Origin of the sequence: Flaviaesturariibacter aridisoli (genome assembly GCF_004343705.1) — a bacterium.
GTDB lineage: Bacteria > Bacteroidota > Bacteroidia > Chitinophagales > Chitinophagaceae > Flavisolibacter > Flavisolibacter aridisoli.
On the sequence record NZ_SKFH01000007.1, the window covers coordinates 79,476 to 92,395 of the forward strand.

Consider the following 12,920-nt stretch of genomic DNA (forward strand, 5'->3'; position numbering starts at 1 on the left):
GTGGCCGTAGTGGTTGCCGCCTACTTGATTGTCCGGAAATAATTTCCGGGAGATGGGCTAAAAAATCAGACATCCGAAATCTGAGATCCGAGATCCTTGCGGATGATCGCTTCCCACTCCCCTACAGTCCTGGCGTCGCTGTTAAGAAAGGGGCCTATGCGGGTGCGGCAGAGCGCGCTGAGGTAGCCGCCGACGCCGAGGGCGGCGCCAAAATCGTGGGCCAGCGAGCGGATGTAGGTGCCGGTGGTGCACACGACGCGGAAGTCGACTTCGGTGCCCTGGATGCGGGTAAGCTCAAATTCCCTGATGGTAACGGTGCGGGGCTCGAGCACCACTTCCTTGCCGGCGCGGGCGAGCTCGTAAAGACGCTTGCCGTCTTTTTTGATGGCCGAATGCGCCGGCGGCAGTTGCTGGATGGTGCCAATGAAAGGTGCCGTGGCTGCGCGGATCTGTTCTTCCGTCAGGTGATCAATGGAAACGAGGTCCTGCGGCTCGCTTTCGAGGTCGTAGGTAGGTGTGCGGGCGCCGAGTGTGATGGTGCCGGTATATTCCTTTTCCTGCGCCATGTACTCGTTGATCTTCTTGGTGAACTTCCCGGTGCAGATGATGAGGAGCCCCGTCGCCAGCGGGTCGAGCGTGCCGGCATGCCCCACTTTCTTGATGCGCATCGTGTTGCGCAACTTGCGCACGGCGTCAAAGGAGGTCCACTGGTATTCCTTGTTCACGAGCAGCACCTGGCCCTCTTCGTATTTATTGGGGGTCTTTTCCATCAGGGCGCAAAGGTACGGTCCATCCCCTAACCCCTTTCCAAACGGAAGGGGCCTAGAGGCACCTATGTAAAATCAAAGGAATCTTTACTCCTCCTTCTCTTTGGGAAGGAGGTCGGGAAGATGGGTCAGATCCCCTGCCGGTTCTTTACTTCCAGGTACTTATTGATCGCCTGCACCGTCAGGTTCTCCGGCGTCGTGAGCAAGGCGATGATCCCGTGCTTGCGCAGCTCCCGCACGATAAGTCGCTTTTCCTGCGCGAACTTTTCGCCGATGGTTTTGATGTAGATCTCCTCGAGGTTTTTGGCCTTGCCTTCGCGCAGCGCCTTCAGCTCGGTGTTTTCGAAAAACACGACCACCAGCAGGTGGTAATGCGCCATCCGCTGCAGCGAGGGCAGCTCGCGCTCGAGGCTTTCGAAGGATTCGAAGTTGGTGAACAGCACCAGCAGCGAGCGCTGCGTGATGCGGTTGCGCACCACGGCGAACAGCTTTTCGAAATCCACGTCCAGGAAGGTGGTCTCCTCTCGGTACAGCGTCTCGAGGATCTGGTTGAATTGTCCCGGCTTTTTGTCGGCCGCCAGGAAAGAATCGGTCTTTTGCGCGAAGGTGATGAGGCCGGCCTTGTCCTGTCGCATCAGCGCCACGTTACTCAGCACGAGGGCGGCGTTGATGGCGTAGTCGAGCAGCGTCATGCCTTCGAAGGGCATCTTCATCGTTCGGCCTTTGTTGATGATGCAGTATACCTGCTGGCTGCGCTCGTCGGTGAAGTTGTTCACCATCAGGTCGCCGCGGCGGGCCGTGGCCTTCCAGTTGACGGTGCGGTAGTCGTCGCCGCGCACGTACTCCTTGATCTGCTCGAATTCGAGGCTGTGGCCCAGTGCCCGCTGTCGCTTGATGCCCGCTTCCTGCAGTCGGTTGGCGGCGGCCAGCAGCTGGAAGCGGCGCACCTGGATGAAGCTGGGGTACACTTTCACGAGGTCTTCGTTCCCGAACCGGTAGCGGCGCCAGGCAAAGCCCAGCGGCCCGCGCGCAAGCACGTTGACCACCCCGAAGCGGTATTCACCCCGTTGCTGCGGACGCAGCGTGTAGGTGATGGTGGCCCGCTGATCGGGCTCGATGCGCGCGCGACGAAGCCAGTTGCGCTCCTGGAACTGGAAGGGCAGCTCGTCGATGATCTCGGTCTGCACCGGGAAGGAATAATAATTAGACACCTGCACCTGCACCTTGTTGTCGTCGCCGTTGCTAAAGCGTTCGGGCACTGAGCGGCTACCCTGCAACCCTTTGCGGCTATACAGCAGCAGCACGTCGGCAAGCATCGCCAGCACGAGCCCCAGCAGCAGGAGCTGCGTGATGGGAAACAGCACGGGCCAGAAGTAGCTGGCGAAGAACAGGCCGCAAAGCACGAAGCCCGCGACGTACACCCGCCGGTCGGGGAAGAAGGAGCTTCGGTTCAGCAGGGTCTTTATGAATTGCATCAGCGGGGGATGTCCATGGTTTGAAGGATCTGCTTGATCACCGCGTCTTCGGTCACGCCTTCCATTTCTTTTTCGGGCGAAAGGATGATGCGGTGGCGCAGCACCGGCGGGATCACTTCCTGCAGGTCGTCGGGCGTCACGAAGTCCCGGCCGTTGAGGGCGGCCATCGCCTTGGCGGCGTTCATCACGGCAATCGAGGCCCGCGGCGAGGCGCCGAGGTAGATCGATTTGTGGTTGCGCGTTTGGTGCACGAAGTCGGCAATGAACTGCAGCAGCTTCTCGTCTACTACAAAGGTACGCACCTGCTGTCGGAGGGTAATGATGTCCTCGCGGCGCAGCACGGCCTCGATGCCGGAGAGCACGTCGGCGGTGTTCATCGCGCTGAACTGCTGCAGGATCTGGAACTCCTGCGCGGCGCTCGGGTAAGGTACCACGATCTTGAACAGAAAGCGGTCGAGCTGCGCTTCGGGCAGGCGGTAGGTGCCTTCCTGCTCGATGGGGTTCTGCGTGGCGATGACCATAAAGGGCGGCGCCATCGGGTAGGTTTTACCATCGATGGTGATCTGCCGTTCTTCCATCACCTCGAAGAGGGCCGACTGTGTTTTCGCAGGGGCGCGGTTGATCTCGTCGATGAGCACGATGTTGCTGAACAGCGGTCCTTTCTTGAAATCGAAGGTGCCTTCGCGGGGATTGAACACGGGTGTGCCGAGCACGTCGGAGGGCATCAGGTCGGGGGTGAACTGGATGCGTGAAAAGGGTACGTCGAGGCTTTTGGCCGTGAGCTTGGCTGAGAGCGTTTTAGCCACGCCGGGCACGCCTTCGAGCAGCACGTGACCATCGGCCAGCAGCGCCGTGATGATGAGGCGCACGAGCTCGTCCTGCCCCACGATCACGCGGCGGATCTGTTGCTGCACGGCGTTGATGGCGTTGCTCAGGGCGCTCAGGTCGGTCCGTTGCGCAAAAACGTCTTGTTCCATATTATCCATATTGGTAATAGTTTTCGAGTTGCTGGTGTAGGTCGGCGAGTTGGCTTTCGCTGGCTCTTCCGAGGGCGCGGATGTCGCCGATGAGGGCAAGCAGGCGTTCCAGCCCAGCCCGCGGGTACCCCGATCGGGCTTCCAGGCGGCGGATGAATTCCTCGTCGAGCGCGATAGTGGGAATCTTGTATTGCTGCCGCACGTGGTCCAGGAAGTATTGGATCATCTTCACGGCAAGGTCGTAGTGATCGCGCTGGTCGTAATACAGGCGCCCGACGGTCTGTACGAAGTCGAGCGATTCGTTGCGCGGCCGCTCGTGGGGCGGGATCCAGCGCTGGCGGCGGCGCATCTCCGAAAGAGCATACAGCATTAGGAGCAGCAGCATCAGGCCCAGTGCCCAGGAGAAGGCCTTGTAGCGCAGCAGCACCCGCAGCCAGTTGGGCGAATTGTTGCCGTCATCGTCGTCGCCGTTAGCGTCTTTAGATAGGTAATATTCACTCCAGGCCACGCGGCGGAGGTCGGAAGGCAGCACCGAAAGGGCGCCCGCCAGGTAGGCTTCGTTGCCGGGTTGCAGCAGGAAATAGTTGCTGAAGGCCAGCGGCGAAGAGTGTACGAAGATGGATCCGCCACCGATGCGGAATTGCAGGAAGTTGGGACGGCCGCCATCGCGGGTGCCCAGCAGCACGGTGCTGTCGGGGGCGTTGCGGATCAACAGTCCGCTCAGGTCCACACCCGGGTAATGGTAGCTGCGGCCGGCAAAGCGGGGCGCTTCGAGGGCCACGCTCATCGTGTCGCTGCGGTCGGTATCGGCGCGGCGGGCTTCGATGGACAAGGCATCGCAGAGTGCGCGGGAAAAGTCGACGCCCACGAGGTACACGTAGTTGCCGCGGGCGGCGAAGCGCAGGAGCTCGGTCACTTCGCCGTTGTCGGCGTCGATATAATAACCCATGAGGACGAGCGCCTGGCGGCCATCGGCGGTGGACAGCGAATCCCAGTGGCCCGGCGCGGCGGGCTCATTGTACACGTTGGCTTTCGGAAACAGCTTCGGCAACAGGTCCCGGGCGAGGAACGTGCCGTAGGGAATGCGGTCCTCACGGCGTAGCGACAGGCGCCCATCAAAACGACGCTCGGCCGGGCTGCGGCGTGCCAGGTAAAAGACGCCCAGCAGCAGCAGAAGCAACACGAGGATCAAAGGTATGTACCGCTTCATGCAAAACGGGTTTTGAGGTGATCCACGTCCTGCTGCATCCGGTCAAAGGTCGCCTGCGTTACGGGCAGCATGCCATACCAGGCATATTCGAAGGTGCGGGTAATGCGGAAGAAGTCGGTATAGTAGCGTCCGCCCCACAGTTGACTTACATAGTGGCCGTTGGTGGCGCCCTGGCGGTATTGGATGATGTTGCGGTCGGCGAGCTCGCGGAGCACCTGCAGGTAGCGGAGGCGGATGGCCAGGCGGTGGTCGCCGGCTGCCAGTGCGCGCGATACGCCGCTTTCAAAATCGCGGCTGAAGAAGTCCTCGGCGCTTTCGGGTTCGCCCTCGGCACCCACCGCCAACGTCCTTTTGCCGAATGGATTGATGCCCATCGCCTGCAGGAGCAGGAAGAGCAGGGCTGCGATCCCGATGCCGATCAGCACCCAAAACAGCCCCGTCGGCACTGAGAAACCGCTGCCGCTGCTGCTGGTGCTGCTGCTGTCCATTTCCTGCTCCTCGCGGCCGCTGCGGCGCCGGCTTCGGTAGCGCCAATACCAGAAATCGTCCTCGCGGCGGGCTTCGTTGAGGCGGGAAACCGGCAGGGGGCGTACGGCCACGGGGCTGCTGTCGGAAGCCAGGGGCTGGCTGATCGGCGGCGGCTGGTCGAGCGAATAGCGGGGCTCCTCCACCTCGGTGGCGTCGATGCTGCTGCTGTCGTAGCTGACGACGGGCGCCCCGCTGTCGACGACCGCGGAATCGATGGCCCCCTCCTGCGCATGCAAAGCGGCGGAAGAAAGGGTCAGCACGATCAGTAATAAGACCGGAAAGCGGCTACGCATGTACCCCCTTCTTTTTTTGCGCCCGGTACAGCTTCCAGGGATAGAGCACGAAATACCAGACGATAAAGGAGCCGGTGCTACCGAGAATCAGCAGCAGGTACGGAAGCGGCATCTTGTAATGACGGGTGATGTATCCTTCGATAAACGCCGCCACCATGAATACGGGGATCAGCGTTACGATGATCTTGACGCCGTCTTTGACGCCCTCCTGGAAGGCCGTCATGCGGCGTTGCGTGCCGGGAAACAGGAACGACGTGCCCATAATGAGGCCCGCGCCGCAGGAAAGAATGAGGCCGGTCAGCTCCAGCAGCCCGTGCAGCAGCACCGTCACCACGGCGTTGACGCCGAGGCCATGGGAATAGAACATATGCTCGAAAGCACCGATCCGGATGGCCTCGCGGCCGAGGGCCAGCAGGCTCGGGATGCCCAGCACGATGCCTTCACCGAAATAAGTGAGGCATACGCGGATGTTGTTCAGCATGATGTAGATCCACATCAGGAACGGACCGATCTGCGCATATACGTCGAAGGGATTGCCCTTTTCGATGTTGCGTTCGGTCATGTCCACATAGCCGTTGCCGAGCACCTCGCGCACGAAACCCTTGTCGTGCAGGGCCGAGAAAAAGCCGACCGAGAAAAAAACGACGAAGAGGCCGAACACGAAGAGCAGCATCCGGTAGTGGCGCGCGATGGTCAGCGGCACATCGTAGCGAAAAAAGCGGGCGAGCCGGTTGGAAGGATCCTTGCGGTTCTGGTAGATATTGAGGTAGATGCGCGACGCAAGGGCGTTGAGATAAACGGTCACCTTGCTGGTGGGGTAAAAGGTCTTGGCGTAGGCCAGGTCGTTCACCAGGCGGGTGAAGTTGCCGGCGGTTTCATCGGCAGTGGCCGCGCGCTCCTGCTCTATCTGTTCCCAGCGGTCCTTGTTCTTTTTAATGAATAATCCTTCGCGCAACGGTGGGCTCTGTTTAGGCTCCGTAAAATACAGAAATTTCCCTTCCATCTACGTAACTTGTTCCCGCACTATGTCGACGATTCACATCCCTACGAGCTTCAACATCAGCATCACCTTTCCCGCCGCGCCTTTTCACCGGCGGCTCCTGGCCTGGATCATCGACTTTGCCATCCTTGCCACCTATGCCTGGGGTCTGAAGCAAATTTTCGACGCGGCCGGCGAGGTTGACGAGGAAGCGAGCCAGGCCCTGCGGATGTTCTTCCAGGCCGTGCCCATCTTTTTGTACCACCCGGTGTGCGAGCTGCTGATGAACGGGCAAAGCCCGGGCAAACGCCTCATGCAGCTGCGCGTCATCAGCGACAAGGGGGGCCGCCCCAGCGTGAGCCAAGTGGTCATCCGCTGGCTGATCCGCACGTCGGACGTGATGATCATCATGTGCGTGCTCTTCCTCCCCTATGCCGCGCTAAACCCCGAAGCCGCCAAGCAGATCGCCGTGGCCTTCGGCCTTTTTGTACTCGACGTAGTGCTGGTGAACGTTACCGGGCGGCACCAGCGCCTCGGCGACATCCTGGCGCACACGATCCTCATCCGCAGCGCCCAGAAGGCGGGCATCGAGGAGACGATCTTCCTGAATGTAAAAGACAATTACAGCCCGCAGTACCCGCAGGTGCTGCACCTCTCCGACCGCGATATCAACGCCATCAAGAACATCCTCGACTCGGCGCGCAAGCACCACGATTACGGCCTCGCCGAGCGGGCTTCGGAAAAGATCAAACGGCACCTCAACATCCAGAACAGTATGTCGCCGTTCGAGTTCCTGGAGATCCTGCTGAAGGACTACAATTACTTAACGACACATTGAGGGCCGAGACGCAGGGGAGAAAGAACCCCGCCACGGCGGCTGTGCCGTTGCGTCGTCGCGCGGGAGCGGCCGCATGCGGGCTGCGCTTTACGGGGCGAGGTGCAACGCGGGTACATTCCGCAGAATTCCGAACAACAGCACAACCGCACAGACACTGAGCGCGATCCGGGTCTGGCTGCTTAGTGAAAGCCGTTTGGGGCTGAGAAAGCGCCAGGCGCAGTACATGAGCGCTACCGGCAGCAGTGCCACGAAAAGGGCATTGTAGCGGAAGGCTTTGTTCAGGTGCCCATGGAGCAGGGCGGAAAAGGAACGCTGACCGCCGCAGGCCGGGCAATACAGGCCGGTAAGGGCCCGGAACCAGCAACCCGGGTAGGCATAGCGGTCGGCGGGGAACCGGTAGTAAATCACCGAGGCGGCCACCAAGGCCGCCCCGATCATCAGATACCATACATTGCGGCGCTGCCGCATATCAATGCCATTTGCTGAAGCTCGACACAGAACCTACGAAGGCCAGCATCAGAAGCACATACAGCCACATGAGGCCGCTGAGACAGGTGCCGATGATGGACATGATCCAGCCCGCATTGAGCTGGCTGTACCCGTCGTAGAAAGAAGGGTTTTCCTTGTACATCGCCCGGCCTTTGCCCGACAGCACGAGCCCGATGATGCCGAGTACCAGGCCTACGTATACGCAGGACAGCACGATCGAGAGGATGCCCAGCACGAGCACAGCGGTTGCATTGGGAAGCAATTGCCGGCTCTCCGGGAAAAGGGGTTGCTGCGGCTGTTCGGGACGGTATTCGTTTTGAAAATCAGGCGTATTTTCCATGAATGCAGTTGTTTTCGGTAGTCAAATATAAAGGGTCCGGTGAAAACGGCTGGTGGATTAATAAGCCCGCGCAAAGAGCACACGCTGCGTGGACGGCTTACCCGTGAGCACACATACACCTTCCTCCTGCTCGTTGTCGAGCGGGATGCAGCGGATGGTAGCCTTCGTTTTTTCCTTGATGGCCGTTTCCGTCTCCGCGGTACCATCCCAATGGGCGGATACGAAGCCGGTTTTCGTGTCGAGGGTACGCTCAAATTCTTCCCAGCTGTCCACCTTCGTAATGTGCCCGTCGCGGAAGGCTTTGGCGCGGTTGAACATGTTGGCCTGGATCTCCACCAGCAGGTTTTGAATATGCTGCGTCAGTCCTTCCAGGGGCAGGGTGCTTTTTTCCTTCGTGTCGCGGCGGGCCACTTCCACCACGCCGTTGGCGAGGTCGCGGGCGCCGAGGGTAATGCGCACGGGCACGCCCTTCAGCTCGTATTCCGCAAACTTCCAGCCGGCGCGCTGGTTGTCGCTGTCGTCGTATTTCACGCGGATGCCGGCGGCCTTCAATTCGGCGATGAGCTTATCGGCATGCGGCGCCATTTCGGTCTTGCCTTCGGGTCCTTTATAAATGGGTACGATCACCACCTGCAGCGGTGCGATGCGCGGCGGGAGCACAAGGCCCTGGTCGTCGGAGTGCGCCATGACGAGGCCGCCGATAAGGCGGGTGCTCACGCCCCAGGAGGTGGCCCACACGTATTCCTGCTTGTTTTCCCTGGTGAGGTATTTCACTTCGAACGCCTTGGCGAAGTTCTGGCCGAGAAAGTGCGAGGTGCCGGCCTGCAGGGCCTTGCCGTCCTGCATCAGCGCTTCGATGCAATAGGTATCTACCGCGCCGGCAAAACGCTCGGCGGGTGTCTTCACCCCCTTGATGACGGGCACGGCCATGTATTCCTCGGCAAATTGGGCGTAGACGTCGAGCATTTGCTTTGTTTCCACAACAGCTTCTTCGGCGGTGGCGTGCGCCGTGTGTCCTTCCTGCCAGAGGAATTCGGCCGTACGCAGAAAGAGGCGCGTGCGCATCTCCCAGCGCACCACGTTGGCCCACTGGTTCACGAGGATGGGCAGGTCGCGGTAGCTCTGGATCCAGTCTTTGTAGGTATTCCAGATGATGGCTTCGGAGGTAGGGCGCACCACGAGCTCTTCCTCGAGTTTCGCTTCGGGGTCCACCATCAGCTTGCCGGGTTTCGAAGGATCGTTCTTGAGGCGGTAGTGCGTCACCACGGCGCACTCCTTGGCGAAACCTTCGGCGTTCTTTTCCTCGGCCTCAAAAAGACTTTTGGGCACAAACAGGGGGAAGTAGGCGTTCTGGTGGCCGGTATCCTTGAACATGCGGTCCAGCACGTCGCGCATGTTTTCCCAGAGGGCGTATCCGTAGGGCTTGATCACCATGCAACCGCGCACGGCCGAATAATCGGCCAGTCCGCCGCGGATGATGAGGTCATTGTACCATTGCGAGTAATCGGTTTCCCGGGACGTAATTGCGTTGCTCATGTCTTATCGCGATATTTGCTAATGTTTTGTGAAGGGGTGTCCGGCTGCGCAACTGTTACGGGTCTGTGAATCAACTTTACAGCAGGGTCCATTCCCGGATTTTCGGGAGGCCCAAAAGTAACAAATCCGGGCGCAATCCTCAACCTTTAAAGAAGTGCATATGAAACCTGCTTTACCCATCCTGGTCCTTTGCGCGGCGGCCGTTGGCTGTACCACGCCGTACAAGTCGGGACAAACACCCGACGATGTGTACTTCTCGCCGGCAAAGCCGGAAGTGGACTACGTGCAGGTGGAACAACGCGCCGAGGCGCCGCGCTCCGAAACCCGCGAAGACCGCTACCTGCGCCTGCGCGTCCGCAACCGCGACCGCTGGTCGCAGTTCGACGATTACTACAGCGATCCCTACGCCTATCACTACTCCACGAGCAATTGCTACTGCGAAAGCAACCCGCGCCTGTCGTGGAGCTATTATTATTCGCCCTATTCGCCGTATTACCACGGTTACGCTTACGTGCCGTTGCGGCCCTCGGTGCCCAACCGCCCGCGCAACTTCAACTTCGAGTCGTATCGTCCGCCGGCGCCCGGTGCCCCGGTCTATTCGTCGGGCAAGCCCGGTGATTACGGCGTTCCTTCAAACGCCACCGGCAGCGGCTCTTCTTCAGGCAATACCCGCGGCAGCGGCCTGCGCAACGTCTTCAGCGGATCGACGCGGAACACCGGCACGCAGCCGGCAGGCAGCACCCCTTCGTCGTCGTCCGCTTCACCCAGCTCCACGCCCGCACCCCGCAACGCACCGGTGCGCCGCTTCTGACCTGATATTCGAACACCCGTAAGCTACGCTTTATGAAAAAAGGGTCCCTGCTCCTTTGCCCCCTCCTGTCCGCCGCGGCGCTGCACGCTCAGTCGCCATCCGACGCCCTGCAGTTTTCCTGGTACGCCCCCGGCGGCACCGCCCGCCAGCAGGCGATCGGCGGCGCTATGGGCTCGCTCGGCGGCGATTATTCCGCCACCTTTGTCAACCCTGCCGGCCTCGGCTTTTACCGCACCAGCGACGTCCTCCTCTCGGGCGCCTACCACTGGAGCGACACCCGCGCCACGTATAACGACCGCACGGAAAAAAGCAAGGACAGCCGCTTTAACGTCAACGCCCTCGGGCTGGTGCTGGGCGGCAGCCACCAGGGCCGCGGCATGGCCCTCAGCCTCGGCTTCAGCACGCAGGCCGACTTCCGGAGCGAGCTCGTTTACCGCGGCCGCAACCAGGTATCCTCCTACGCGCAGCGCTTCGCGGAAGAACTCGCCCGCAACGGCGTGCGCGACTCCACAGCGGCTTACCTCTATCCCTTCGGCAGCAGCCTCGCCCTCAACACCTACTGGCTCGACCCGGTTAAGAATGGGTCCGGACAGGTAACGGGCTTCACCTCCACCGCGCCCGTGGCAACCGGCCTGCTGCAGGAGCAACTGGTCAGCAACCGCGGGGGCATTTACGAGCTGGCCATCGGCGGCGGCGGGCAAGTGAGCAAACGCTGGTTCTTCGGCGGCACCGTCGGCATCCCGATCCTCAATTACAGCCGTCATTCGACCTTTACCGAAGCCGATGCCACCAACGATACGTCGAACCGGTTCGATTATGCTTCCTTTGAAGAGAATCTGAGCACGAAAGGCACGGGCCTCAACCTGCGTCTCGGCGCCATTTACAAGCCTGCCGAATTCTGGCGCCTCGGCCTGTCGGTGCAAACGCCCACGCTCTATTCGCTGACCGATGTTTTCGACTACGTGGCTACTGTGAATACAGAAAGCTACCAGGGTGAATTATTCGACGCCTCCAAAGACTACAACGACGGCAACGCCAACCAGTTCAAATACCGGCTTATCACGCCGTGGAAAGTTACCGGCAGTCTCTCCTGGGTGCTGCGCGAGATCGAAGACGTCACGAAGCAGCGCGGCTTCCTTACCGCCGATGTTGAGTACGTGCACTACCGGGGCATGCGTTACCTCCGCGATGCCGACGAAGAAACCAACGACAACGGCAACGACGCCTATTTCAATGCTGTGAACAACACGATCAAGGATATTTACAAAGGTGCCTTCAACGTACGCGTTGGTGGCGAGCTGAAGTTCAGTCCCATCATGGTGCGTGCGGGTGCCGCTTATTACGGCAACCCGTATAAGGAAGTAAACGGCGGCAGCGGCAACAAACTCAACCTGAGCGGCGGTCTTGGCTACCGCAACAAGGGCTACTTCTTCGATCTCACCTACGTGCACAGCCTGCAGCGGGATATCCACGCGCCCTACCGGCTTTCCTCTGCCGACTATTACGTGGCGGAAACCCGGCGCACGCAGGGCAATGTAACGCTGACGTTCGGGATGAAGTTTTGAGAAAATGAAAATAAAGTGTTACGCTAAGGAGACGCATCATGTGCGTCTCTTTTCATTGAAACCCACGCCTGGTGAAATCAAAACGACACCGTTGCAAGCAGTGCCGTTACCCTATCTCTTCGCGAACCGCTTCTACTCTTATTTTCTAAGGCGGCTCCAAACCTCCTTCTACTTAAACTTACTTATGAGTTCCGCTCCCGGCAGCCACTCAAACTCTTCATCCTTCCGGAACCAGGTGAGCTGGCGTTTGGCGTATTGGCGCGTATTCGTCTGGATGTCGGTGACGGCCTGCTGCAGGGAGATCTTGCCATCGAAATGCTCGAACAACTCGCGGTAGCCCACGGTTTGCAGCGCGTTCATCTGGCGCAGCGGGTAAAGGCCGCGGGCTTCGGCCTCGAGGCCGGCGTCCATCATCTCGAGCACCCGCCGGTTGATCCGGTCGTAGAGCTCTTCGCGGGGCACATCCAGCACAAACTTTTGTACGATGAAGGGCCGCTCGGCCTTGCGGCGGCTATGGAAGTCGAGGATGGAGCGGCCGGTGCTCCGCACCACTTCGAGGGCGCGCAACAAGCGGTGCGGGTTCTGGTTCTCCCCCTCGCTGTAAAATTTCGGATCGGCGGCGGCCACCTCGCCCTGGAGCCAGGCCAGCCCCTTGCGCTCGTAGTCGGCCTGCAGCCGCTTGCGGAGCTCCTGAGGAATGTCGGGAACGGCGTCCATGCCTTCCAGCAGGGCTTTGATATACAGCCCGGTGCCACCCACCACCACGAGCGTATCTTTCTTCTTGAACACGCGCTGCGCTACATCGAGCGCGTATTTTTCATACGAAGCCGCGTTTAGGTTGTCGTAGATCGAATGCGACATGATGAAGTTGTGGCGCACCGCGGCCAGTTCCTCGCGCGAGGGGCGCGCTACACCGATGTTCAGTTCGCGGTAGCACTGCCGGCTGTCGGCTGACAGGATCTCTGTGTCCAGGGCCTGAGCCACCTCGATGGCCGCGGCCGTTTTACCCGCGGCCGTTGCGCCCGCGATCACGATCAGCTGTTTGTCCGGCATGCGGCAAAGCTATGGGAACCGCAGAACAGAAGAACAAGGAACACGGAATGATGAAGTGA

At 60.2% G+C, this 12,920-nt stretch carries 13 protein-coding genes; 3 read left to right on the top strand and 10 right to left on the bottom strand.

Going from position 1 to position 12,920, the window contains the following annotated elements; translation table 11 throughout:
* Positions 1 to 65: 65 nt before the first annotated feature.
* The 6 genes from truB to E0486_RS06480 form a co-directional block, all read right to left on the bottom strand.
* Positions 66 to 770, bottom strand: coding sequence for a tRNA pseudouridine(55) synthase TruB (gene truB, locus E0486_RS06455; protein WP_131851328.1), 705 nt, complete (start codon positions 768 to 770; stop codon positions 66 to 68).
* Between the two features lie 125 nt (positions 771 to 895).
* Positions 896 to 2,242: a DUF58 domain-containing protein gene (locus E0486_RS06460; protein ID WP_131851329.1), complete on the bottom strand. Its 1,347-nt coding sequence runs from the start codon at positions 2,240 to 2,242 to the stop codon at positions 896 to 898.
* Positions 2,242 to 3,219, bottom strand: a complete 978-nt coding sequence (locus tag E0486_RS06465; protein WP_131851330.1) for an AAA family ATPase — start codon at positions 3,217 to 3,219, stop codon at positions 2,242 to 2,244. Before E0486_RS06465 ends, E0486_RS06460 begins: the two co-directional genes overlap by 1 nt.
* 1 nt (position 3,220) lies before the next feature.
* Positions 3,221 to 4,429, bottom strand: coding sequence for a DUF4350 domain-containing protein (locus E0486_RS06470; RefSeq protein ID WP_131851331.1), 1,209 nt, complete (start codon positions 4,427 to 4,429; stop codon positions 3,221 to 3,223).
* Entirely contained in the window at positions 4,426 to 5,250 is an 825-nt protein-coding gene (locus E0486_RS06475) for a DUF4129 domain-containing protein (protein ID WP_131851332.1), read from the bottom strand. The genes E0486_RS06470 and E0486_RS06475 overlap by 4 nt, the downstream gene beginning before the upstream one ends.
* Positions 5,243 to 6,205 carry a stage II sporulation protein M gene (locus E0486_RS06480; protein WP_165917216.1) on the bottom strand — a complete coding sequence of 321 codons (963 nt, stop codon included), beginning with the start codon at positions 6,203 to 6,205 and terminating at the stop codon, positions 5,243 to 5,245. The genes E0486_RS06475 and E0486_RS06480 overlap by 8 nt, the downstream gene beginning before the upstream one ends.
* A 70-nt stretch (positions 6,206 to 6,275) precedes the next feature.
* Here E0486_RS06480 and E0486_RS06485 point away from each other — a divergent pair, with 70 nt between their 5' ends.
* Positions 6,276 to 7,067, top strand: coding sequence for an RDD family protein (locus E0486_RS06485; protein ID WP_165917217.1), 792 nt, complete (start codon positions 6,276 to 6,278; stop codon positions 7,065 to 7,067).
* Positions 7,068 to 7,154: 87 nt separating this feature from the next.
* On the opposite strand, the gene E0486_RS06490 is transcribed toward E0486_RS06485, so the two are convergent.
* The 3 genes from E0486_RS06490 to proS are packed head-to-tail and all read right to left on the bottom strand — an operon-like array spanning position 7,155 to position 9,432.
* Complete coding sequence (locus tag E0486_RS06490) at positions 7,155 to 7,535, bottom strand: DUF2752 domain-containing protein (RefSeq protein ID WP_131851335.1); 381 nt, start codon at positions 7,533 to 7,535, stop codon at positions 7,155 to 7,157.
* Position 7,536: 1 nt separating this feature from the next.
* Positions 7,537 to 7,896 carry a CCC motif membrane protein gene (locus E0486_RS06495; protein WP_131851336.1) on the bottom strand — a complete coding sequence of 120 codons (360 nt, stop codon included), beginning with the start codon at positions 7,894 to 7,896 and terminating at the stop codon, positions 7,537 to 7,539.
* Between the two features lie 57 nt (positions 7,897 to 7,953).
* The gene (gene proS / locus E0486_RS06500) at positions 7,954 to 9,432 is read right to left on the bottom strand and encodes a proline--tRNA ligase (RefSeq protein WP_131851337.1); all 1,479 of its coding nucleotides are present in this window, start codon (positions 9,430 to 9,432) and stop codon (positions 7,954 to 7,956) included.
* 160 nt (positions 9,433 to 9,592) lie between these two features.
* Here proS and E0486_RS06505 point away from each other — a divergent pair, with 160 nt between their 5' ends.
* The gene (locus tag E0486_RS06505; protein ID WP_131851338.1) at positions 9,593 to 10,243 is read left to right on the top strand and encodes a hypothetical protein; all 651 of its coding nucleotides are present in this window, start codon (positions 9,593 to 9,595) and stop codon (positions 10,241 to 10,243) included.
* A gap of 32 nt (positions 10,244 to 10,275) precedes the next feature.
* The gene (locus tag E0486_RS06510) at positions 10,276 to 11,808 is read left to right on the top strand and encodes an OmpP1/FadL family transporter (protein ID WP_131851339.1); all 1,533 of its coding nucleotides are present in this window, start codon (positions 10,276 to 10,278) and stop codon (positions 11,806 to 11,808) included.
* A gap of 168 nt (positions 11,809 to 11,976) precedes the next feature.
* On the opposite strand, the gene miaA is transcribed toward E0486_RS06510, so the two are convergent.
* Positions 11,977 to 12,861: a tRNA (adenosine(37)-N6)-dimethylallyltransferase MiaA gene (gene miaA / locus E0486_RS06515; RefSeq protein ID WP_131851340.1), complete on the bottom strand. Its 885-nt coding sequence runs from the start codon at positions 12,859 to 12,861 to the stop codon at positions 11,977 to 11,979.
* Between the last annotated feature and the right edge of the window lie 59 nt (positions 12,862 to 12,920).

Bases quoted from the DNA above. Each gene is read 5' to 3' on its own strand.
- truB (WP_131851328.1), bottom strand. From the start codon at position 770: ATGGAAAAGACCCCCAATAAATACGAAGAGGGCCAGGTGCTGCTCGTG.
- E0486_RS06460 (WP_131851329.1), bottom strand. From the start codon at position 2,242: ATGCAATTCATAAAGACCCTGCTGAACCGAAGCTCCTTCTTCCCCGAC.
- E0486_RS06465 (WP_131851330.1), bottom strand. From the start codon at position 3,219: ATGGAACAAGACGTTTTTGCGCAACGGACCGACCTGAGCGCCCTGAGC.
- E0486_RS06470 (WP_131851331.1), bottom strand. From the start codon at position 4,429: ATGAAGCGGTACATACCTTTGATCCTCGTGTTGCTTCTGCTGCTGCTG.
- E0486_RS06475 (WP_131851332.1), bottom strand. From the start codon at position 5,250: ATGCGTAGCCGCTTTCCGGTCTTATTACTGATCGTGCTGACCCTTTCT.
- E0486_RS06485 (WP_165917217.1), top strand. From the start codon at position 6,276: ATGTCGACGATTCACATCCCTACGAGCTTCAACATCAGCATCACCTTT.
- E0486_RS06490 (WP_131851335.1), bottom strand. From the start codon at position 7,535: ATGCGGCAGCGCCGCAATGTATGGTATCTGATGATCGGGGCGGCCTTG.
- E0486_RS06495 (WP_131851336.1), bottom strand. From the start codon at position 7,896: ATGGAAAATACGCCTGATTTTCAAAACGAATACCGTCCCGAACAGCCG.
- proS (WP_131851337.1), bottom strand. From the start codon at position 9,432: ATGAGCAACGCAATTACGTCCCGGGAAACCGATTACTCGCAATGGTAC.
- E0486_RS06505 (WP_131851338.1), top strand. From the start codon at position 9,593: ATGAAACCTGCTTTACCCATCCTGGTCCTTTGCGCGGCGGCCGTTGGC.
- E0486_RS06510 (WP_131851339.1), top strand. From the start codon at position 10,276: ATGAAAAAAGGGTCCCTGCTCCTTTGCCCCCTCCTGTCCGCCGCGGCG.
- miaA (WP_131851340.1), bottom strand. From the start codon at position 12,861: ATGCCGGACAAACAGCTGATCGTGATCGCGGGCGCAACGGCCGCGGGT.